Source organism: Kitasatospora sp. NPDC056327, from assembly GCF_042261735.1.
Lineage (GTDB): Bacteria > Actinomycetota > Actinomycetes > Streptomycetales > Streptomycetaceae > Kitasatospora.
This window is the reverse complement of sequence record NZ_JBHJRC010000094.1, coordinates 1-21620: the sequence shown is the minus strand read 5'-3', so window position 1 is coordinate 21620 and position 21620 is coordinate 1. Positions and strand designations below refer to the sequence as shown.

Annotated in this window: 14 protein-coding genes, 2 tRNA genes and 1 pseudogene; 10 read left to right on the top strand and 7 right to left on the bottom strand. The window is 75.0% G+C overall.

Translation table 11 applies throughout. From position 1 onward, the window contains the following. Positions 1-77 precede the first annotated feature (77 nt). A pseudogene (locus tag ACFCX4_RS16285) lies at positions 78-1016 on the top strand (LysR family transcriptional regulator); the annotation flags it as partial. 230 nt (positions 1017-1246) lie between these two features. On the opposite strand, the gene ACFCX4_RS16280 reads toward ACFCX4_RS16285, so the two are convergent. Beyond that, a complete protein-coding gene (locus ACFCX4_RS16280; protein WP_376142839.1) occupies positions 1247-2452 on the bottom strand; it encodes a low temperature requirement protein A in 1206 nt (401 codons plus the stop codon). A gap of 607 nt (positions 2453-3059) precedes the next feature. Continuing rightward, on the bottom strand, positions 3060-4766 hold the full coding sequence (locus tag ACFCX4_RS16275; protein WP_376142837.1) for an ABC transporter family substrate-binding protein: 1707 nt from the start codon (positions 4764-4766) through the stop codon (positions 3060-3062). A 379-nt stretch (positions 4767-5145) separates the two neighbouring features. Between ACFCX4_RS16275 and ACFCX4_RS16270 the strand changes: the two genes are divergently transcribed. The 4 genes from ACFCX4_RS16270 to ACFCX4_RS16255 all read left to right on the top strand — a co-directional run bounded on the left by ACFCX4_RS16270 (position 5146) and on the right by ACFCX4_RS16255 (position 9357). After that, positions 5146-6126, top strand: coding sequence for an ABC transporter permease (locus ACFCX4_RS16270; protein ID WP_376142835.1), 981 nt, complete (start codon positions 5146-5148; stop codon positions 6124-6126). Between the two features lie 25 nt (positions 6127-6151). After that, complete coding sequence (locus ACFCX4_RS16265; RefSeq protein ID WP_376142857.1) at positions 6152-7099, top strand: ABC transporter permease; 948 nt, start codon at positions 6152-6154, stop codon at positions 7097-7099. Next, positions 7096-9177: a dipeptide ABC transporter ATP-binding protein gene (locus ACFCX4_RS16260; protein WP_376142833.1), complete on the top strand. Its 2082-nt coding sequence runs from the start codon at positions 7096-7098 to the stop codon at positions 9175-9177. The genes ACFCX4_RS16265 and ACFCX4_RS16260 overlap by 4 nt, the downstream gene beginning before the upstream one ends. Before the next feature lie 106 nt (positions 9178-9283). After that, a tRNA-Lys gene (locus tag ACFCX4_RS16255) sits at positions 9284-9357 on the top strand. A gap of 93 nt (positions 9358-9450) precedes the next feature. Here ACFCX4_RS16255 and ACFCX4_RS16250 read toward each other — a convergent pair. Together ACFCX4_RS16250 and ACFCX4_RS16245 are read right to left on the bottom strand one after the other, a co-directional pair. Continuing rightward, positions 9451-10311: an alpha/beta fold hydrolase gene (locus tag ACFCX4_RS16250; RefSeq protein ID WP_376142831.1), complete on the bottom strand. Its 861-nt coding sequence runs from the start codon at positions 10309-10311 to the stop codon at positions 9451-9453. After that, positions 10308-11117, bottom strand: a complete 810-nt coding sequence (locus ACFCX4_RS16245; protein WP_376142855.1) for a DUF998 domain-containing protein — start codon at positions 11115-11117, stop codon at positions 10308-10310. The genes ACFCX4_RS16250 and ACFCX4_RS16245 overlap by 4 nt, the downstream gene beginning before the upstream one ends. A gap of 151 nt (positions 11118-11268) precedes the next feature. On the opposite strand from ACFCX4_RS16245, the gene ACFCX4_RS16240 reads away from it, so the two are divergent. The 3 genes from ACFCX4_RS16240 (at position 11269) to ACFCX4_RS16230 (ending at position 15352) form a co-directional block, all read left to right on the top strand. After that, positions 11269-11342, top strand: a tRNA-Lys gene (locus tag ACFCX4_RS16240). 258 nt (positions 11343-11600) lie between these two features. Further along, a complete protein-coding gene (locus ACFCX4_RS16235; protein ID WP_376142829.1) occupies positions 11601-14054 on the top strand; it encodes a transglycosylase domain-containing protein in 2454 nt (817 codons plus the stop codon). A 134-nt stretch (positions 14055-14188) separates the two neighbouring features. After that, positions 14189-15352, top strand: coding sequence for a DMT family transporter (locus ACFCX4_RS16230; protein WP_376142853.1), 1164 nt, complete (start codon positions 14189-14191; stop codon positions 15350-15352). On the opposite strand, the gene lepB is transcribed toward ACFCX4_RS16230, so the two are convergent. Then, positions 15319-16152 carry a signal peptidase I gene (gene lepB / locus ACFCX4_RS16225; protein WP_376142827.1) on the bottom strand — a complete coding sequence of 278 codons (834 nt, stop codon included), beginning with the start codon at positions 16150-16152 and terminating at the stop codon, positions 15319-15321. The genes ACFCX4_RS16230 and lepB overlap by 34 nt on opposite strands. A gap of 155 nt (positions 16153-16307) precedes the next feature. Continuing rightward, positions 16308-16670 (bottom strand): chorismate mutase, encoded by a 363-nt coding sequence (locus ACFCX4_RS16220; protein ID WP_376142825.1) that lies wholly within the window; start codon positions 16668-16670, stop codon positions 16308-16310. A 358-nt stretch (positions 16671-17028) separates the two neighbouring features. Here ACFCX4_RS16220 and ACFCX4_RS16215 point away from each other — a divergent pair, with 358 nt between their 5' ends. Continuing rightward, positions 17029-17457: an OsmC family protein gene (locus ACFCX4_RS16215; protein WP_350571830.1), complete on the top strand. Its 429-nt coding sequence runs from the start codon at positions 17029-17031 to the stop codon at positions 17455-17457. A 427-nt stretch (positions 17458-17884) separates the two neighbouring features. After that, positions 17885-19960, top strand: coding sequence for a putative bifunctional diguanylate cyclase/phosphodiesterase (locus ACFCX4_RS16210; RefSeq protein WP_376142823.1), 2076 nt, complete (start codon positions 17885-17887; stop codon positions 19958-19960). A 91-nt stretch (positions 19961-20051) separates the two neighbouring features. Here the strand turns inward: ACFCX4_RS16210 and ACFCX4_RS16205 are convergent, their stop codons facing one another. After that, positions 20052-21167 (bottom strand): LLM class flavin-dependent oxidoreductase, encoded by a 1116-nt coding sequence (locus tag ACFCX4_RS16205; RefSeq protein WP_376142821.1) that lies wholly within the window; start codon positions 21165-21167, stop codon positions 20052-20054. Positions 21168-21620: the final 453 nt, after the last annotated feature.

The following is a 21620-nucleotide window of genomic DNA, read 5'->3' as shown; positions in this document are numbered from 1 at the left end:
ACCTCCGGCTCAACGACCTGTCATGTCCCTGGTGTAAGCCCGTTTCGACCGTTACGCTCCCCGGTGTGGAGCTCGACGTGAGACACCTGCGGGTGCTGTGCGCGATCGCCGACACCGGAAGCCTCCGCAAGGCGGCGCTGCAGCTCGGGATGACCCAGCCGTCGCTCACCACCCAGCTGCACCGCATCGAACGGGCCGTCGGCGGAACGCTGTTCACCCGGGAGCAGACCGGCAGCCGGCCCACCGCGCTCGGCCACTCCGTGCTGTCCCGGGCCAGGCCGGTGATCGCCGAGATGGCCGCCCTGGTCGCCGCCGCCCGCCAGGAGGCCCGGGAGGCGGCCGGCGGCGAACGGGCCCGGCGGCTGCGGATCGGCAGCGTCGGCAGCCGGGCGGTGGCCGCCTGGCTGCGCCGGGTGCACGACAGGCTGCCGGAGACCGACACCACGATCCAGATCGACATCTCGGCCAACGCCCTGCTCCGGATGGTCGCCGCCGACCAGCTGGACGTCACCTTCGTGCACGAGAGCGAGGGCTTCCCGCTGCGGCTGCCGCCGGACGCCGAGCACCGGGTGCTGCTCGCCCGCGAGCCGCAGTTCGTCGCCCTCGCGGCCGGCCACCCGGCCGCCGCCCGCCCGGCCGTCCGGCTGGCCGAACTCGCCGACGACACCTGGATGGTGGACCCGACCGCCGACCACGAGTACGCGGCGATGCGCCGGGTGTTCCGGGCCGCCGGGCTCAACCCGCGGGTGGTCCAGGTCCGGGACAACGCCACCGCCGCCGAGCTGGTCGCCTCCGGCGAGGCGGTCCGCCCCTGCCAGCCGACCTCGCTGCCGGGGCCGGGCACCGTGGTGCGCCGGCTGCACGGCGATCCGCTGGCCGTACGGCTGCTGCTGGTCTGGCGGCCGCGCGCGCTCGGCGCGGGGGCCCGCGAGGCGCTGTACGAGGAGCTGCGGGCGGCCTACCTGGAGCTCGCCCAGGCCAGCCCGGTGTACCGGGCGTGGCTGGCCGGGCACGACGAGACGTTCCGCGGCCTGCTGGGGCCGCCGGGCCCCGGACCCGACGGGCCGGACGGACCCGGCCGGACGGACGTGCCGGACGCGGCGGCCCCGCCGGGGGCGCCGGCCGGTGGGCACCCCCGCGACGGGCAGCCGCGGCAGCGCCCACCGCGGAACCCGGCCCCCCCGGAGGAGCCCGCCCCCGAACACGCGCACCAGCGCCCGCCAGCGGCCCGCCCGCCCGTGCTCGCTCAGCGCTCCCGCGCGTGCAGCAGCACTCCGACCGCCACGGTGACGGCCGACACCAGGCCCGCCGCGAGGACCCCGGAGCCGCCCGCCGCGGTGCAGGCGAGCACCGCGGCCGAGGCCACCGGCAGCACCGCCTGACCCGCGCCGGTCTTGCCGTGCCGGGCGTGCAGCAGCCAGACGGTGAGCAGGTAGACGGCGGTCGGAACGGTCACCGTCGCGGTGGCGGCCGTCCCGGAGACGTGCGCCTCGTGGACGGCCGACTCCACCGCCACCTCCAGTCCGGAGCCGATCGCCGCCGCCGAGGCGAACACCAGGTAGTGGCCGTACCCCCAGAGGAAGGCCTGCCGGCTGGAACGCAGGTGCTCGTGGACCGGCCGGGCGAAGTAGATCCACCAGGCCGAGAAGCAGATCAGCAGACCGCCGGCCGCGACCGGCAGCAGCCGCCCCAGCCCCTCGTGCCCGTCCACCGCGGACTGCACCGCCACGGTCGCCGCCGCCACCGTCTCGCCGAGCACGATCAGCGTGAACAGGCCGTACCGCTCGGCGATGTGGTGCGGGTGCCAGGCGGTCCGCATCCGCAGTTCGGCGACCACCGGCACGGCCAGCTCGGCCAGCACGCCGAGCGGGATCACCACCGTCCGGACGTCCTGCGGCAGGACCAGCACGACGCCCCAGCCGATCTGGCAGAGCGTGATCCCCGCCGCGTAGCGCAGCGCCACCCCGCGCGCCGGGCCCTCCTCCGCGGCGGCCGCGCGCAGCCACTGGGTGACCATGGCCAGCCGCATCACCATGTACCCGACCACCGCCAGCACGATGTCCTGGTCGGCGAAGAGCCTCGGCACGCCGGCCGCGAGGACCAGCACCCCGGCGATCTGGACCAGGGTGGTGATCCGATACGGCACGTCGTCGCAGTCGTAGGCGGAGGCGAACCAGGTGAAGTTCATCCAGGCCCACCAGATGGCGAAGAAGGCGAGGAAGTAGCCGCCGAGCCCGTCGCCCCAGTGGCCGCCGGCGAGGTCGTGGGCGAGCTCCCGGCCGGCCTGGCCGACGGCGACGACGAAGCAGAGGTCGAAGAAGAGTTCCAGCGGGGTGGCGACCCGGTGCGGCTCGTCCCGGCTGCGCGGGACCATCGGGCGCACCGGACGCGGATCGGCGTGGTGCGGCGCGCTGCGGTGCGGGCGGGGCGCTGCGGCGGAATCGCTGCTCATCGGCGGGCCTCCGGGCTGCGGACAGGCGGGCTGTACCCGCCGCATCCTGGCAGCGTGCCGGGCGCCGTGCACGCACCGGCGCGTGCTCCGGCGCGGCCGTCGGCCCCCTCCCGGACCGGGGCGGGAACCGGGGGCCGGGCCGGAGGGAAATGCGGGGCGAACCCCGCTCCGGACGGGCGGAATGCGAAGGAAAGACCGATATGCCCTGTCGTCAGCGAGAGTTGACGCCCCGGTGCGCGAACCGGGTGACAGCGCGGCGGGTTTCCGGGCGCGCCCGCGCCGTGGGGCGCGCGCACCCGGACCGCCCGCTAGATTCGTCCCCGGTTCGGAGCGGACGGGGCCCGGGGACGGGTCCCCCGGCACGGGTGGCCTGCGGGCAACGCGGAAGGTCAAGGCGGGTGGCGGGACAGCGGGGGCGGCACTGCCGGTCCCCCCGTGTCCGCACCACCCGCCTCGTGATCACCGCGCTGCTCGCCAGCGCCCGCCCCGCGGCAGCTCCGGCGCTCGGGTCGGTGCCGGTGTCAGGGGCGGTGTCGGTGTCGGGGCCGCTGTCGCGGTCGGTTCCGGCGTCCCGGGCCGGTCCCGGTGCCGGGAGCCGTCCCCCCGGCTACTTCTCCCAGCCGATCCTCGCGTAGTCCACGCTCGCCAGACCGGGGGCACCGTAGTTGGCGAGTCCCTTGCGGGCGGCCACCACGGTCGGCCGCTGGTACAGCTCGTAGGTGTGGCCGAGCTCCCAGATCCTGGCGTCCGCCTGGTTGTAGAGCTTCGCGGCCTCCACCGGGTCGATGGTGCCGGCCGCCTTCTTCAGCAGGCCGTCGATCTCCTCGCTGCCCAGCTTGGAGTAGTTGCCGAAGACGTTGTCGCCCTGCGGCAGACGGAAGTTGGTCAGACTGCTGGAGAGCGGGAACGAGTCGGTGTTGCGCCAGCTCGCGATGTCCCACTTGCCGGGGTTGACGTACTTGGTGAAGAAGTCGTTGGCCGCGACCTTGTCGATCTCCACCTTGACCCCGGCCGCCAGCCACATCGCCTGGGCGGCGGTGGCGAGGTCGACCTGCGCCTGGGCGGCGGACTCGTTGAGCACCCAGTGCAGGGTCAGCGCCTGGCCGGCCCTGGTGCGCGGCCGCCCGGCGCCGTCCTCCTTCCAGCCCGCCCCGTCCAGCAGCTTCTTCGCCGCCGCGAGGTCGAACTTCGCCCAGTCGCCGGAGTTGTCCCGGTAGCCGGTCTGGTTGGGCATGAAGATGTGGTTGCCGAGCGGCTTGAACTCCACCGGCACGCCGTTGTTGGCGATCCTGATGAGCGCGTCGCGGTCCAGCGCCCGGCCGAGCGCCCGGCGGACGTCCACGTCCGCGAGCGGGCCGCCGCCGCCGAACGAGATGTGCACCTCGTCCCACGGACTGGCGGACCGGATCACGGTGTCCTTGGCGTCCTTGAGCTGCCCGTACGCGGTGGCGGTGCCCGCCGTGGCGTAGTCGATCTCGTTGTTGAGGAAGGCCTGGGTGGTCGCCGACTGGGACATCACCCGGAAGGTGAGCCGCTCCAGCTTGGGCTTGGCGCCCCACCAGTTCGGGTCCGGGACGAGGGTGATGGTCTGCGCCGTCTTGTCGAGGGTGCCGAACTTCAGCGGCCCGGCGGTGATCGGGACCTTCTCCACCCAGCCCTTGTTGAAGTCGTCCCCGGTGGCGATCCCGGCGGCCGGGATCAGCGGGCGGAACAGGTTCTGCCAGTCCGCGTAGGGCTCGGAGAAGGTCACCCGGACCTCGGACGGGTCGGCGCCCTGCTCGACGGCGGAGATCAGCTCGTAGCCGGCCGAGTCGGCGATGTTGTAGCCGTCCTTCCGGCCGTTGGTGGCCTCCCAGTCGGCCTTGAAGTCGAGGTGGCTCAGCGGCTTGCCGTCCGACCACCTGGCCTTCGGGTTGAGCCGGTAGGTGATCACCTGCGGCGAGGTGGAGGTGACCCGGGCGTCCAGCAGGTAGTCGGCGGAGGGCTTGAAGACGCCGGCCTCGTCGGTGCTGAAGAGGCTCGGCTCCACCGTGCGCATGATCTCGACCGCGTCCCCGTACCGGCCGTCCACCTGGAAGGGGTTCCACTGGGTGATCCACTGGTAGAGCGGCAGCCTGACCTCCCCGCCGTCGCGGACCCGGTCCGGCGGCTGGGCGTTGATGTCGATGGAACCCGGACCCGGTGCCCCGGTCCGCACCGCCGTGTCCGCCGAGCCGCCGCCGCCCGAACTGCACGCGGCGGCCGTCAGCGCGACGGCGAGGGCGAGGGCGGCGGCGCGGCCGAACCGGCCCGCGGGCGTGCTGGAAGCGTGCATGAGGGTCCTCCCGGGATGTCCGGCGGGTGAGGGGAGAAGAGCGTCGCGAGGTGTGGCGGGCCTTGATCGTGGGCAGCCAAGTCGGTACCGGGGACCGAAGCTAACAGGCGGTCAGAGAGTGTGCCAGGGGGCGGAGTTGACACCTGATCCGAACGAAACGGGGCGCAACACGAGCGCAACACGGCTGCCGTGCACCGGTGCCACACTCTGACCCGGTCGGGCCCGGGCCCGACCGGGGCGGCTTCCGCTCCGTGCCGCTGCGCCGCGTCCCGCTCCCCGCCCGGCACGCCGCCGCCCGAAACCCGCACCCCCGACCCGAAGGCCTCCCTCCGATGCCCACCAGACGCGTCGGTCCCGCCCGCACCCCCGGCGGCCGCTGATGCTCCGCCACCTGACCAAGCGGCTCGCCTACTACGCCGTCCTGCTGGTCGCCGCCGTCTTCCTCTCCTACGCGCTGGCCGGCGCCGCCCTGCAGCCCCGCGCCTACTTCGAGGCCAAGGTGCCGCGCCCGTCCGCCGCCTCGGTCGAGCGCCAGCTCACCGACCTCAACCTGAACGACCGCACCCCGGTCGTCCGGCGGTTCGGCCGCTGGGCCGGCGGCCTGCTGCACGGTGACCTCGGCCGCACCATCCACGACACCCCGGTGGCCGACGACTTCCGCCGACGGGTCGGGGTCTCGCTGCGGCTGCTGCTGATCGGCAGCCTGCTCGGCATGGTGCTCGGCGTCGCCGCCGGGGCCTGGAGCGCGGTGCGCCAGTACCGGCTCTCCGACCGGCTGCTCACCGTCATCTCCTTCGTCCTGCTCTCCACCCCGGTCTTCCTGGTCGCGCTGTTCCTCAAGAACGGCGCCATCGCCGCCAAGGACGCCGTCGGCCACGAGGTCGTCCCCTTCACCGGGTACGAGACCCCCGGCCTCACCGGCGGCCCCGGCGCCCACCTCGCCGACTGGGCCCTGCACCTGCTGCTGCCCACCCTCTCGCTGGCACTCGGCGGCCTCGCCACCTACAGCCGGTACCAGCGCGGCACCATGCTCGACGTGCTCGGCTCCGACTACCTGCGCACCGCGGAGGCCAAGGGCCTCACCCGGGGCCGCGCCCTGGTCCGGCACGGGCTGCGGACCGCGGTCGTCCCGATGTCGACGATGTTCGCCTACAGCTTCCTCGGCATCTTCACCGGCGCCGCCTTCACCGAGACCATCTTCGGCTGGCACGGCATGGGCGAGTGGTTCATCCAGTCCGTCAACGAGCAGGACGTCAACGCGGTGGTCGCGGTCAACCTGTTCGCGGCCGTCGTGGTGCTCGCCTCCGGGTTCCTCGCCGACACCCTGCACGCCGCGCTCGACCCGCGCGTGCGGTCCTGACCCGAGGAGGAACCCCGTGACCGCCGTGATCACCGGACCCACCGGACCCACCGGGTCCGCCCCCACCGCACCCGGGGCCACCGGCCGGGGACGGCTCGTCCTGACCCGCCTGCTGGCCTCCCGCGGCGCGGTCGCCGGGGCCGTCGTCGTCCTGCTGCTGTTCCTGCTCGCCTTCGGCGGCGGGTACCTGACCCCCTGGGACTACGCCACCCCCGACTACGGCGCGCTGCGCCGTCCGCCCTCCGGCACGCACTGGTTCGGCACCAACGGGCTCGGCCAGGACGTCTTCGCGCAGACCGTCCGGGGCCTGCAGAAGTCGCTGGTCATCGGCCTCCTGGTGGCCCTGTTCTCGACCGTGCTGGCGTCCCTGGTCGGCGCCTGCGCCGGGTACTTCGGCGGCTGGACCGACCGGCTGCTGATGTTCCTGGTGGACCTCATGCTGGTCTTCCCCGGCTTCCTGGTCATCACCATCGTCTCGCCCCGGCTCAAGGGCGCCGGCTGGCTCGCCTTCGTCCTGCTGCTCGCCCTCTTCAACTGGATGATCACCGCCCGGGTGGTCCGCTCGATGACCGTCTCGCTGCGCGAGCGGGAGTTCGTCCGCGCCGCGCGGTTCATGGGCGTCCACCCGCTGCGGATCATCACCCGGCACGTGCTGCCGAACGTCGCCTCCTTCCTCATCATCGACGCCACCATCGCGGTCGGCGGGGCCGTGATGAGCGAGACCGCGCTCTCCTACTTCGGCTTCGGCGTCCGGGCGCCGGACGTCTCGCTCGGCACCCTGCTCGCCGCCGGAACCGGCGAGGCACCGGTCTTCCCCTGGCTGTTCTACTTCGCCGCCGGACTGCTGGTGCTCTTCGTCCTCGCCGTCAACCTCATCGGCGACGGGCTGCGGGACGCCCTGGACCCCACCGCCGGGGACGCGCGGTCACCACGGCGCCGTACCCGCGTCCGGAAGGGAGACCCGCGCACGTGAGCGCGACCGCGACCACCGCCCCCGGCACCCCGCTGCTCCAGGTCGGCGACCTGCGGGTGGACTTCACCGGCCCCCGGGGCTCGGCCCCCGTGCCCGCCGTGCGCGGCGTCGACCTCACCCTGCGGCGCGGCGAGACCCTCGGCATCGTCGGCGAGTCCGGCTCCGGCAAGTCCGTCACCGCGCTGGCCGTCCTCGGCCTGCTCCCCGGCACCGCCCGGGTCCGCGGCTCGGTCCGGCTGGACGGCCGCGAGCTGCTCGGCCTGCCCGGCCGCGAGCTGGCCGCCGTCCGCGGCCGCCGGATCGCCATGGTCTTCCAGGACCCGCTGTCCGCCTTCACCCCCGTTCACCGGATCGGCGTCCAGCTCGTCGAGGCGCTGCGCGTCCACCGCGCCGGCCTCGACCGGTCGGCCGCCCGCCGGCGCGCCGCCGAACTGCTCGACCTGGTCGGCATCCCCGCCCCCGGACGCGCCCTCGACAGCTTCCCCCACGAGTTCTCCGGCGGCATGCGCCAGCGCGCCATGATCGCCATGGCCGTCGCCAACGACCCCGACGTGCTGCTCGCCGACGAGCCCACCACCGCCCTGGACGTCACCATCCAGGCCCAGGTGCTCGACGTGCTGCGCACCGCCCGCCGCGAGACCGGCGCCGCGCTCGTCCTGGTCAGCCACGACCTCGGGGTGATCGCCGGCATGGCCGACCGGGTCGCCGTGATGTACGCGGGCCGGGTCGTCGAGACGGCCGGCGTCGACGAACTGTTCGCCGCCCCGCGCCACCCGTACACGCTCGGTCTGATCGGCGCCGTCCCCCGGCTGGACGGGCGGCGCGGACCGCTGGTGCCGATCCCCGGCACGCCCGCACCGATGGCCGGACTGCCCGCCGGCTGCCCGTTCGCCGCCCGCTGCCCGCTGGCCGAGGACCGCTGCCGCGCCGTGGAACCGCCGCTGACCGGTGACGGCGGCCACGCGGCCGCCTGTGTCCGGGCCGGCGAACTGGCCGAGCGCAGGCCCTCGCCCGCAGAGGTGTACCCCGTCCCGGCGATCCCGGCGACGGGCGCCGCCGCTGCGGTCCCCCGGGCGGAGCGGGCCCCGGTGCTGGAGGTCTCCGGGCTCACCAGGACCTTCCCGGTACTGAAGGGCACCGTCGTCAAACGCCGGGTCGGCTCGGTGCACGCGGTGGACGGCGTCGAGCTGTCGATCCGGGAGGGCGAGACCCTGGGCCTGGTCGGCGAGTCGGGCTCCGGCAAGTCCACCACCCTGTTCGAACTGCTGAGCCTCACCGCCCCCGAGTCGGGCCGGATCGAGCTGCTCGGCCGCGACACCGCCGGGCTCTCCCGCGCCGAGGCCCACCGGATGCGGGCCCGTCTGCAGATCGTCTTCCAGGACCCGATGGCGAGCCTCGACCCGAGGATGCCGGTCGGTGACATCGTCGCCGAACCGCTGCGCGCCCAGCGGGCCCCGAAGGAGGAGATCGCCGGCCGGGTGCCCGAGCTGCTCCGGCAGGTGGGACTCGACCCGGCGCACGCCGCCCGCTACCCGCACCAGTTCTCCGGCGGGCAGCGGCAGCGGATCTCGATCGCCCGCGCCCTGGCCGTCCGTCCCGGGCTGCTGGTGCTCGACGAGCCGGTCTCCGCGCTGGACGTCTCGATCCAGGCCGGGGTGCTCAACCTGCTCCAGTCGCTCAAGGCGGAGCTGGGACTCTCCTACCTCTTCGTCTCGCACGACCTCTCGGTGGTCCGCCACCTCGCCGACCGGGTGAGCGTGATGTACCTGGGGCGGACCGTCGAGCAGGGCGAGGTCTCCGCCGTCTTCGGCCGGCCCCGGCACCCCTACACCCGGGCACTGCTCTCCGCCGTCCCGCTGCCGGACCCGGCGGCCGAACGCACCCGCACCCGGATCCTGCTGCCCGGCGACCCGCCCTCGCCGACCGTCCGGCACACCGGCTGCCCGTTCCGGACCCGCTGCCCCGTGCACGCGGGACTCGGCCCGGCGGCGCGCGGACGCTGCGAGACGCAGCCGCCGCCACTGGCCGGAGCCGCGGGCGAGGACCACCAGGCGGCCTGCCACTTCCCGGAGGTGTGACGGGGACACCACCCGCCGGGACACCGGCCGCCGTCACTCCGGGTGACCGGACGGTGGCGATTCGGCGGATCGGTCCGACTGCGTGTAATGTCTTCCAGGTCAGCAGGCGCCGCTAGCTCAGTTGGTTAGAGCAGCTGACTCTTAATCAGCGGGTCCGGGGTTCGAGTCCCTGGCGGCGCACCGACGGTCGAAGGCCCCCTCGCCACAGCGAGGGGGCCTTCGGCGTTTCCCCGGCGCACGACGGACGGCACCCGGGGCCGCCCGCGCCGCCCGTCAGCGGGCCGTGTCCAGGACCGCGGAGGCCACCGCGTCCGGGCGGTCGAACATCAGCAGGTGCCCGGCCGGGGCCGTACTGCGGTACTCGGCGCCGAGCAGCGCGGCGAGCTCGCGCTGGGCGGCCAGCCACCGCTCGGTCCGGCGTCCGCGCAGGCCGTCGTCGGCCGCGAGCACGGTGACCGGCAGGTCCGCCGGCAGCGGGGCGGTGCGGCGCAGTCCGGCCAGCTCGGCGGCCATGTCCGGGTAGTGGGTGTTCTCCCTGAGCAGTGCCCGCAGGGACCGGCCGGTGCGGTAGCAGCGGCGGACCAGCGGCGCGGGCGCGAGGTCCTCGCGCCGGACCGTGGTGGCCCGGGCGACCAGCCCGCGCACGGCGGGCCCGAGCAGGTAGGGGACGGCGGCGGCGGTGGCCGCGCCGGCGGCGGCGCGCGCCGCGAGGTCGCGCAGGCCGGGGGCGGGGAGCGGGCGGGGGTCGGGCTCGACGCTGCCGTCCAGCAGCACCAGCCCGGCCGTCCGCTCCGGGTGCAGCCGGGCGAAGGCCTCGGCGTGGAAGCCGGCCAGCGAGTGCCCGGCCACCGTGCACGGCCCGGGCAGGGCCAGCGCGTCCAGGACGGACCGGATCCGGTGGGCCTCGCCGGCCGCGGTCGGCCTCGGGTGCCCGGCGGGCTCGGACGCGCTCAGGCCGTAGCCGGGCCGGTCGAAGCGGACCACGGTGCGGTACGGGGCGAGGAACGGGACGACGAGGTCCCAGTCGAACCAGCTGCTGCCGAGCCCGCCGCTGAGCAGGCAGACCGGGCCGCTCCCCTCGACCCGGACGTGCAGGGGCGTGCCGTCGATCCGCAGGAAGACCGCCTCGCTCATGCCGGCTCCCGTCGGCCGGCCCGGGAGCGGGAGGGGCGGGCGCCGTCGGCCTGCGACGCCCCGCCGGTGCCACCGGCGGCGGCGCCGGGGCGCAGGGCGGCCGCGAGCAGGGCCAGCCAGAGGGCCACGAGCAGGACCTGCAGCCGCTGGCCGGCGCCCAGCGCCCAGGTGCCGCGGCCCGCCTCGAAGGCGGCGATCGCGCCCAGGCTCCAGCCGGTGGCGAGCAGTTCGGCGCCCAGCAGCCACGGCCCGTAGCGGCGCACCGGCGGCCACCGGTCGTAGCGGCGGGCGGCGACGGTGAGCGCGGTCAGCCCGCCGAGCGCGCCGAGCACGGCCAGACTGCTGGTCACCGCGTGCGCGGTGTGGGTGGCGGGGACGAGACCGGCGGTCTCCCGGGCGGCGCACATCTCGTCGCTGGTGGGCGCGCAGCTGAGCGGCAGCCGGGAGTCGGCGGCGGTGGCCGCCCCGAACAGCGCGAGGGCGGCCCAGCCGACCGCCGCCCAGGGCCGTCGGCGTCCCGCTCGCTCCGCGTCACCGGGAAGGGCCGTCCGGGCCGGGCCGTGGAAGACGGCCAGGGCCAGGAGGGCCGCGGCCAGCACCGCGAGTCCGGCGACCAGGTCGGTGGCCCGGAAGAGGCCGCCGAGCGGCTGGTCCTCGGCGGCGAGCTCGCTGATGTACGCCTGAACCGGGTCGAGGCCGGTGCTGAGCACCACTTCCAGCACCCACGCGGTGTACGCCACCGCGCTGAGCAGCAGCAGCGCGGCGACGGCCCCGGGGAGGGCGCGGGCGGAGGTGCGCCGAGCGATCCGGCGACCGGAGTGGGAGCCGGGCACGTTTCCACCCTAACCGGCGGAAAACTCCACCCCAACCGCCAGGAAACGGACAGCCCGGAGCCGGTGGACCCGCGGACGGTTCGAGGCACCTCGCCGGAGCGTGTATTGTTTTCCCCGTCAGCAGGCGCCGCTAGCTCAGTTGGTTAGAGCAGCTGACTCTTAATCAGCGGGTCCGGGGTTCGAGTCCCTGGCGGCGCACCGACACCGGGGAGCCTCTCGTTCACACGAGGGGCTCTCCGGCTTTTCGCTGCCCTTCGACGTCCGATTTGTGTGTGATGTCGGTCTCGCTTCCCGTTGCGGTGGAGCCAACCGGCACGTTCGGCGCGTTCTGGGCTGTAAACCGGAATTGGGACAAAGGTCCCCGATCGCCGACGATCCCGTCTGCGCGAGCCGGCACGGTCCGTACGCCCGCCGCCGCGCCCGCCCAGCCGCCCGCCCGCAGGAAAGGCCGCCGCTTTGTCCCGTAACGCCCTGAGCGGCGCGCCGCGCACCAGGAAACCGAAGGCCCGCAGACCCCGGCGCACCGGCTGGCGCCGGCTGATCCCCACCTGGCGGATGACGCTCGCCGGCTTCGGGGCCGCACTGCTGCTCGGGGTCGGCCTGTTCGCCCTCGGCATCGCCCTGGTGAAGGTGCCGGACGCGCACGCCGCCGCGACCGCCCAGAGCAACACCTGGCTCTACCAGGACGGCTCGGTGATCGCCCGGACCGGCGAGACCAACCGGCAGAACGTCGGGCTGGACAAGGTCTCCCCCGCCGCGCAGCACGCCACGCTGGCCGCCGAGGACCGCAACTTCTACGACGAGGGCGCCGTCAACGTGTCCGGCCTGGTCCGCGCGGCCCTGAACACCGCCAAGGGCGAGGGCACCCAGGGCGGCTCCACGATCACCCAGCAGTACGTGAAGAACACCTACCTGAGCCAGCAGCAGTCGATCACCCGCAAGGTGAAGGAACTCTTCATAGCGATCAAGGTGGACGCCACCGAGAGCAAGGAGGAGATCCTCTCCAGCTACCTCAACACCTCGTACTACGGGCGCGGCGCGTACGGCATCCAGGCCGCCGCCCAGCAGTACTTCGGCGTCGACGCCTCCGAGCTCGACGCCGCGCAGGGCGCCTACCTGGCCACGCTGCTGAACGCCCCGAGCGCGTACGACGTCGCCACCGCCACCCCGGCGGGCAAGCAGAACGCGGTCAACCGCTGGAACTACGTGCTGGACGGCATGGTGAAGGAGGGCTGGCTCGGCGCCGAGGAGCGGACCGCCACCGTCTTCCCCGAGGTCAGGGGCCCGCAGGCGCAGCTCGGGCTCTCCGGCCAGGCCGGCTACCTGGTCAACGCCGCGACCGAGTACCTCACCACCAACCGGATCATCGGCGAGTCGGAGCTGGCCAAGGGCGGCTACACGATCAAGCTGTCCATCGACCCGAACCGCCAGCAGGCCCTGCAGGACGCCGTCCAGGCCCAGCTGCACGACACCCTCAACCCGGACAAGCGGAAGAAGGACGCCGCCGTCCAGCCCGGTGCCGTCTCGGTGGACCCGAAGACCGGCGCCGTGGTCGCCCTGTACGGCGGGGTCGACTACACCAGGCACTACGTCGACAACGCGACCCGGCGGGACTACCAGGCGGGCTCGACGTTCAAGGCGATCGCGCTGGCCGCGGCGCTGGAGAACGACGCCAGGACGCAGTCCGGCCAGACCATCACCCCGCGCACCGTCTACGACGGCACCAGCGGCCGCAAGGTCCGCGGCGCGAAGGGCGTCCCGTACGCGCCGCCGAACGAGGGCGACAAGAGCTACGGCCAGATCACCCTGCAGCAGGCCACCGACTGGTCGGTGAACTCCGCCTTCGCCCAGCTCGCCCAGGACACCGGGCTGACCAGGCTGCGGGACACCGCGATCGCGCTCGGCCTGCCCGGCAACACCCCGGGGCTCGACCCGGTGCCGTCGATCCCGCTGGGCACCGCCACCCCGAGCGTGCTGGACCTGGCCGGCGTGTACGCCACGCTGGACAACGACGGCCGGCAGATCACCCCGTGGCTGGTGCAGGCCGTGGACCACGAGGGCACGCCGGTCGAGCTGCCGGCGCACCGGACCACCCAGGCGATCAGCGAGCAGACCGCGCGCGAGGTCACCTCGATGCTCCAGGGCGTGGTGAGCGACCAGGGCGGCACCGGGTGGCGCGCCAAGGCGCTGGGCCGGCCGGCGGCGGGCAAGACCGGTACGACCGACGACCAGAAGTCGGTCTGGTTCGTCGGGTACACCCCGGAGCTGGTCACCTCGGTCGCGCTGTTCGGCCAGGACCCGGGCACCGGTGCACAGGTCAGCCTGAGCGGCACCGGCGGGATCGACGGCGCCGCGGGCGGCCAGTACCCCGCGCAGATCTGGACCAGCTACATGAAGGCCGCGCTGAAGGGCCAGGCGGTCGCCGACTTCGCCGCGCCCGCGGGCGCGGACGACTCCGCGCGCAGCGGCCCGGGCTCCTCGGGCACCGGCTCCCCGTCCACGCCTCCGGGCGCTCCGTCGAGCACCCCCGACGGGCCGGCGACGCCGTCCGGCGGACCGTCCTCGCCGGCCGGCCAGGGCGGGTCCGGCGACGCGGGCCGGGAACCGACCTCCGCCCCGTCGACCGGCCCGACCGCACCGGCGCAGCCGACCGGCGGAACCGGCGGCACGGGCTCGGACACCGGCGGCGGCAGCGGGTCCGGCGGGGCGACCACCCAGCCGACCCAGCCGGCGACACCGCAGCCGCCCAGGCCGACCAGGACACCGGCGCCGACCGCGACACCGTCGACCGGCCCGACCACGCCGCCGCAGCCGACCGGCGGAACCGGCGGTACGGGCACGGGCACGGGCGGCGGCGGAACGGACACCGGGGCCGGGGCGGGCACCGGTGCCGCGGTGGGCGCCCGCTAGCGGGGAAGCACGCGGGCGGACGGACCGCCGGACCGGACGGGCCGGCAGGACCGGGCAGGACCGAATGACGGAATGACCCCTTACCGAATCGCCGGTACGACTGTCACAATTCGTCGGTGCACCGCTCGAACCCCCTGCTCGGCCACTCCCCCGGCCGGACCCTCGGCCTCACCCTCGCCCTCGTCTCCGCGTTCGCCTTCGGCGGCTCCGGCACCGCGGCCAAACCGCTGATCGAGGCCGGGCTCTCCCCCCTGCACGTGGTCTGGCTCCGGGTGACCGGCGCCGCCGTCGTGCTGCTGCCGCTGGCCTACCGCCACCGCGGGGCCGTCCTGCGCCGGCCCGGTCTGCTGACCGGCTTCGGCCTGCTCGCCGTGGCCGGCGTCCAGGCCTGCTACTTCGCGGCGATCTCGCGGATCCCGGTCGGCGTCGCCCTGCTGATCGAGTACCTCGGCCCGCCGCTGCTGATCGGCTACGTGCGGTTCGTCCAGCGCCGGCCGATCAGCCGGGGCGCGGCGGTCGGCGCGGGTGTCGCGGTCGCCGGACTCGCCTGCGTGGTCGAGGCCTGGAACGGGCTGGGCTTCGACGCACTCGGCGTGCTGTTCGCCCTCGGAGCCGCCTGCTGCCAGGTCGGTTACTTCGTCCTCGCCGACGCCGGGAGGCGGGGCGAGCACCCGGTCGACCCGATCGCCGTCAGCGCGTACGGCCTGCTGATCGGCTCGGTCGTGCTCACCGCCCTGACCCGCCCCTGGGAGGCCGACTGGGGCCGGCTCGGCGGGGACGTCGTGATGAACGGGCACACCCTGCCCGCACTGCTCCCGGCCGCCTGGATGGTGCTGGTCGCGACCGTGCTCGCGTATCTGACCGGCGTCGTCGCGGTGCAGCACCTGTCGCCGCCGATCGCCGGGGTGGTCGCCAACCTGGAGGCCGTCGTGGCCACCGTGCTGGCCTGGGTGCTGCTGGGCGAGCACCTCGGCCTGCCGCAGGTGGCCGGCGGTCTGCTGGTCCTGGCCGGGGCGTTCGCCGCCCAGGCGAGCAAGCCCGCCCCGGAGACCGCCGGGGCCACCGGGGCCGCCGGGGCCGCCTCACCCGGGCCGACGGCCGGAACGGTGACGTCGGGACCGGTGGCCGCGGGACCGGTGAGGGCCGGGGCGACGGCGCTCGGCGAACGGGCGGCCCGGGAGGCCGCCCGGGCCCGGAGCCACGGCCTGCGGCAGGACGAGGGGCACCGGCCGGAGCCGGAACGGGCAGCGGAACGGGGCCGGGATCAGCGGCCGACCCAGCCGAACCAGTCGAGGTGACCGAGCGGCCACACCACGGCCGACACCGGGCCGACCACGTTCTCCACCGGCACGGCTCCGCCACCGGGGCCGCGCTGGTGGTACCGCGAGTCCGCGGAGTCGCTGCGGTGGTCGCCCTCGACCCAGACGTAACCCTTCGGCACCGTCACCGGACCGAAGTCCAGCCCGGCGCAGGAGTCGTCCCCGGGGTGCAGGTACGGCTCGTCGACCGCGGCACCGTCGACGGTCAGCGTGGTGCCCGCGCACTGCACGGTCTGCCCGCCGGTCGCGATGACCCGCTTGACCAGGTAGTTGTCGTCCTTCGGCGGCACCAGGCCGACGAAGGAGAGCGCCGAGCCCAGCGCCGAGGTGACGGGGTTCCCGTCGGCCGGCTGCGGCGGCAGCCAGTTCCCCGGGTCCTTGAACACCACCGGCTGCCCCCGTTCCGGTTCCCAGCCGGTCAGCGGGGCGAGCTTGTTCACACCGACCCGGTCGCCGACCCTCAGGGTGTTCTCCATCGAGCCGGAGGGGATGGTGAACACCTGGAACAGACAGGTCTTGATCAACAGCGCGACCACCAGGCCGACCGCCGCCATCGCCGGGATCTCGATCCACCACGGGCGCGGCCGGCGCCCGGAACGCCGGCCCTTCGGGGCACTGCTCCGGCCCCCCTCGGCGGGCCTGCGCCCCCCGGCGGACCTGCGTCCCTCCGCGGCCCGGCGGGCCCGTCGCGCCTCGGCGCGTCCCCCGGCCGGGGCGGCGGGAACGACCGGGCCGGCCTCGGCGTCGCCGCCGTGCGTGTCGGGCAGGTTCACCGCCATCGTCGCTGCTCCACTCTCCGGCTGCGGGGGAACCTGCACGCTACGCCAACCGGGGATCCAGGCGAAATCGCACGTTTACCCATGCCAGACATCCCTCCGGCCCCGTGGCGCCTCCCGGGCGGTCCGCGACCGGACCGGGCGGACCGCCGGGCGGGTCAGGCGGAGGCGTCCCCGCCGGTCACGGCATCGCTCGCGATGGCCTCGTGGTGGCGGATCACCTCGGCGATGATGAAGGTGAGGAACTTCTCCGCGAACACCGGGTCCAGGTGCGCGCCCGCGGCCAGTTCCCGCAGGCGCTTGATCTGGGCCCGCTCGCGGGCCGGATCGGCCGGCGGCAGCTTGTGCCCGGCCTTGAGCCGGCCGACCCGCTGGGTCGCCTTGAAGCGCTCGGCCAGCATGTGGACCACCGCGGCGTCGATGTTGTCGATGCTCTCGCGCAGGCTGGTCAGCTCGGCCCGCACGGCGTCGTCGACCCCGTCGGGCAGTCCGGCGTCGGGGGTCGTGGGGTGGTCCGTCATCGGGGCGGCTCCGCGGCTCTCTCGGGGGTGCGCCCGACCGTGCGGCGGCCGGGCCCGGGCCCGGGCCAATCTAACAGGGCCCCGGGTACCGGCCCGCACCCTCCGGCGCCTGCGTCCACGATGCGGACGGCACACGCGCCGGGCGGGCACCGGCCGCGGACCGGGCCGGACGGGGCGGCCCGGTCAGGACGTGGCGGCCCCGGACGGGGCGCCGGCCGGTCACCGGGGCCGGCGGGGCACTTTCGGCCGCGGCGGGCCGGAGCGCTACTTGTGGCACGCCCCCGACCTGCACATAGGCTGTGCCCGGCATGACCGGACGTGACGAATCAGCAGTTCCTCAGTAACGGAGGTACCGATCGTGGCAACCACCCGCACCGCCCGCACCGCGTGGGAAGGCAACCTGGTCGACGGCAAGGGCCAGGTGACCTTCGCGTCGTCCGGCATCGGCGAGTACCCGGTCTCCTGGCCGGCCCGCGCCGAGGCGCCGAACGGCAAGACCAGCCCGGAGGAGCTCATCGCGGCCGCGCACTCCGCGTGCTTCTCGATGGCCCTCTCGCACGGTCTCACGGGCGCGGGCACCCCGCCCACCAAGCTCGACACCCAGGCCGACGTGACCTTCCAGCCGGGCACCGGCATCACCGGCATCCACCTCACCGTCACCGGTGAGGTGCCCGGGCTGGACGAGGCCGGCTTCGTCAAGGCCGCCGAGGACGCCAAGGCGAACTGCCCGGTGAGCCAGGCCCTGACCGGCACCACCATCACCCTGACGGCGAACCTGGCCGGCTGACCTCCCGGTCGTCCCGCCTCCCGGGCTCCACAGGGCGCGCGTCCGGCGCGCCGACGGAGCCCGGGGGCGCACTTCCGGAGCACGCGCCCCCGGTGCACATCATGTGATGTGCACCGGGGGCGTCCGCATGTATCCCCGCACTCACCCCCAAAGCGGGCGAATCACCCTGGCGGCGGTCACCGCGCGTTGCCATCGCGTCTTATGATCGGCCGCAGCGCCCTGTTCCTCACGGTTCCTCGGGCGGGCTTCCATCCCGGCTGCTCCGTCCCGAGCGTTCCGCACCGGAGCCCGACCCCCGGCAGCCCGGCAGGGTGCGGAGCCGGCCGCCGAAGTCGGGTGACCGGCCGGACCAGCGTCAAGCGTCAGCAGCGGACGGGAGCATGCCGTGCCGGGCCAGAACGAGGGGGCCGACGCACACCACCCAGGCGTGCGGCACGAGGAACCGCGGCCTCGCCGCCTGCCGCCGCCCACCGTCCGCGCCCCGGCCGGCGGCACCGCCCTGGCCGACCCCCGGGAGGCCCCCGGCGACGGCGACGTCCTCCTCTGCCCCACCTGCGCGACCCCGCTCGCCGCCGGCGCCCACCACGTGACGGACGGTGTCCGCGCGGACGGAAGCGGAACGAACGGGAACGGCGCCGACGGCGGGCCGGACACCGAGGCGCCCGACCGGCTGCTGGCCGCCCTGCGGGCCAGCGAGTCGCGCCTGCGGGCCGCCTTCTGCGACGCCGGCATCGGCATGGCCCTGATCGACCCCGAGGACCGGATCATCGAGGTCAATCCCGCCTTCGCCGCCCTGACCGGCCGCACCGTCGGCGAGCTGGTACGGACCCACCTCCACGAGATCGTCGACCCCGAGGGGATGCCGCACCGCCTGTTCCCGGCCCTCGCCCACGGCGAGCACGACCGGCTCCGGGTGGAGAAGCAGCTCAAGCACCGCGAGGGGCGGACGGTCTGGAGCAAGGTGACCATCTCCCTGATCCGGGACGCCTCGGGCAGCCCCCTCTACACACTGGCTCTGGTCGAGGACATCACCGAGCAGCGCCGGCTCGGTGACCGCCTGGAGTACCAGGCCCTGCACGACCCGCTGACCCGGCTGCCCAACCGGACGTCCTTCTTCGAGCGCCTCGACGCCGCCTGTCTCACCCCCGACCGGTCGAAGGGCACCGTACGGACCGCCCCGGCCGCGGCCGGCGGGACCGGGCCGGACGGGCCGCGGGTCGGTGTCTGCTACCTGGACCTCGACGGGTTCGCCGCGATCAACGAGACGCTCGGCCACCACATCGGCGACCAGCTGCTGATCGCCGTCGCGACCCGCCTGCGCCGCGGCTTCTCCGCCCGGGGCACCCAGCTGGTGGCGCGGATGGGCGGTGACGAGTTCGCCGTCCTGGTCACCGACAGCCGGGGCAGCGACCAGCTGACCGACCTGGCCGCCCGGATCCTCGAAGCCCTGGAACGCCCCTTCGACGTGGCCGGCCACCGGCTGGTGGTCACCGCCAGCGTCGGCGTCGTCGAACGCTCCGTGCACGAGACCACGCCCACCGACCTGGTCAAGGACGCCGACGCCACCCTCTACTGGTCCAAGGCCGACGGCCGGGCCCGCTGGACCCTGCACGACCCCGACCGGGGCGCCCACCAGCTGACCCGCCAGCTGCTCGCCACCGCGCTGCGCCCGGCCCTGGAACGCGGCGAGTTCACCATCGAGTACCAGCCGCTGGTCGGCCTGGCGGACGGCGCGGTGCACGGCGCCGAGGCGCTGGTCCGCTGGCGCCACCCCCGCTACGGGACGCTCTCCCCCGACCGCTTCATCCCGCTCGCCGAGGAGTCCGGGGCGATCGTGCCGCTCGGCAAGTGGGTGCTGGAGGAGTCCTGCCGCCAGGCGCGCCGCTGGCTCACCGAGTTCCCCGAGACCGAGACCTTCGTGAGCGTCAACCTGGCCGCCCGGCAGATCTGGGACTCCGACGTGGTCGCCGACGTCGCGCAGGCCCTGGAGCGCACCGGCCTGCCGGCCCGCCTGCTGCAGCTGGAGATCACCGAGAGCGCGCTGCTCGGCCCCGGCGGGCGCCCGCTCCAGGCGCTCCAGGCGCTCGCCGACATGGGCGTCCGCATCGCCATCGACGACTTCGGGACGGGCTACTCCAACCTGGCCTACCTCTCCCGGCTCCCGGTCCACGTGCTGAAGCTGGACGGCACCTTCATCGAGGGGTTCCGCGACCCGGCCCCGAACGGCGGCCGGGCGGAGCCGGCCGAGCTGGGATCGCGGCGCAGCGACGCCGACGAGCAGATCGTCGGCGCGATGGTGCAGCTCGCCCACACCCTGGGTCTGACGGTGACCGCCGAGGGCATCGAGAGCGCCGCCCAGGCCGAGCGGCTGCGGCTCACCGGCTGCGACACCGCCCAGGGCTGGTACTTCGCCCGCCCCGGTGAGGCGGAGCTGGTCGCGGCGATACTCCGGGACGGCCGGGAGGCCGGCCAGGAGACCGGGGAGCGCCGGGGCGTGTCCTAGGGCGTGTCCTGCGGGTCGCTGCCGGGCCCGCGGCCGTGACCCGGGCCCGGAGCCGTGGCCCGGGGCGGCTCACGGCGCCGGGCCCCGGACGTCAGACGGCCGGGGACGCCGCGCCGGGCAGGCCGTACGCCTCGGCGATCAGCCCGTAGGAGCGGAGCCGCGCCTCGTGGCCGTGGATGTGCGAGGTCACCATCAGCTCGTCGACCCCGGTCCGCTTGCGGAGCGCCTCCAGCCCGTCGGACACCTCTCCCGGAGTGCCCAGGACGACGTTGCCCAGCCAGTCGTCGATGAAGTCCGCCTCGACCGGGCTGTAGGGGTACGCCTCGGCCTCCTCCGGGGTGGGGATCGGGCCGGGGTTGCCGCGCCGCAGGCGCAGCATGCCGAGCGCCGCGGACCGGGCCAGACGGCGGGCGGCGGCCTCGTCGCCGGCCGCGACCGCGCTCACCCCGATCAGCGCGTAGGGCTCGTCGAGGACGGCCGAGGGGCGGAACTCCGCGCGGTAGAGGTCGAGCGCGGGGAGCGTGTTGGCACTGCTGAAGTGGTGCGCGAAGGCGAAGGGCAGGCCGAGGCGGCCGGCCAGCCGGGCGCTGAAGCCGGAGGAGCCGAGCAGCCAGAGCGGCGGGCGGCCCTCCCCCTTCGGGACGGCGGTGAGCCGCGCGTACGGGTGCCCGTCGGGGAAGCTGCCGTCGAGGAAGTGGGTCAGCTCGGCGAGCCGGTGGGGGAAGTCGTCGGCGCCCTCGTCCAGGCCCCGGCGCAGGGCTCGGGCGGTGGCCGGGTCGGTGCCGGGGGCCCGGCCGAGACCGAGGTCGATCCGGCCCGGGTGGAGCGCCTCCAGCAGACCGAACTGCTCGGCGATCGCCAGCGGGGCGTGGTTGGGCAGCATCACGCCGCCCGAGCCGAGGCGCAGGGTGGTGGTGTGGGCCCCGAGGTGGGCCAGCAGGACGGCGGGCGTGGAGCTGGCGACCCCGGGCATGCCGTGGTGCTCGGCCACCCAGAAGCGGTGGTAGCCCCACCGCTCGGCGCTTCGGGCCAGGGTGGTGGTCGCGGCGAGCGCCTGCGCGGGGGTGTGGCCGGCGCCGACGGTGGCGAGGTCCAGGATCGACAGCGGGGCGGGCGCCGTTCCCCGGGCGGTGGCCCGGACCGGGTCCGCGGCGTGCGGCCCGGTCCCGTTCTCCCGCTGGTTCTCCTGCCTGTCCTCGGTCGTCATGCCGTCCGTCCTCCTGGCCGTGGTCGGTGCCGTTCGCCGGTGCGGTCCACCGGTGCCGCGGGACCGGCGGCGGTGGGTGCCGGCGCCGGTGCCGACACTGGTCAACCCCGTCCCCGGGCGTCCTTGTTCCCCCGGCCGGGCGGCCACCGGCCGCGCCGCCCGTGCCGCACCTGCCCCGGACCACCGCCGGACGGGCTGACGCAGAGCCAGCAACCGGACACCCGTGGCGACTTCACGCCAGCGCGGGAAGTCGCCAGCCGCAGGACTCGCGACCGGCGGCCCGCTTCCGGCAGTCTGGGGCCCAGGCGGATCACCCAACCGGATCCGCACTCACCAGCAAGGTCGTCGGGCTGGACCAGCGCCGATCGATCCCCGCGAGCCCCCGGAGCGGCACCCCGCCCCGGGGGCTCGTGCCATGGGCGGCAGTGGCCGGGCCGGGGTGCCCCGAGCACC

Excerpts from the sequence above, each read along its gene's own strand:
- ACFCX4_RS16205 (WP_376142821.1), bottom strand. The coding sequence starts at position 21,167 with ATGACGACCGAGGACAGGCAGGAGAACCAGCGGGAGAACGGGACCGGG.
- ACFCX4_RS16275 (WP_376142837.1), bottom strand. The coding sequence starts at position 4,766 with ATGCACGCTTCCAGCACGCCCGCGGGCCGGTTCGGCCGCGCCGCCGCC.
- ACFCX4_RS16270 (WP_376142835.1), top strand. The coding sequence starts at position 5,146 with ATGCTCCGCCACCTGACCAAGCGGCTCGCCTACTACGCCGTCCTGCTG.
- ACFCX4_RS16280 (WP_376142839.1), bottom strand. The coding sequence starts at position 2,452 with ATGAGCAGCGATTCCGCCGCAGCGCCCCGCCCGCACCGCAGCGCGCCG.
- ACFCX4_RS16250 (WP_376142831.1), bottom strand. The coding sequence starts at position 10,311 with ATGAGCGAGGCGGTCTTCCTGCGGATCGACGGCACGCCCCTGCACGTC.
- ACFCX4_RS16220 (WP_376142825.1), bottom strand. The coding sequence starts at position 16,670 with ATGACGGACCACCCCACGACCCCCGACGCCGGACTGCCCGACGGGGTC.
- lepB (WP_376142827.1), bottom strand. The coding sequence starts at position 16,152 with ATGGCGGTGAACCTGCCCGACACGCACGGCGGCGACGCCGAGGCCGGC.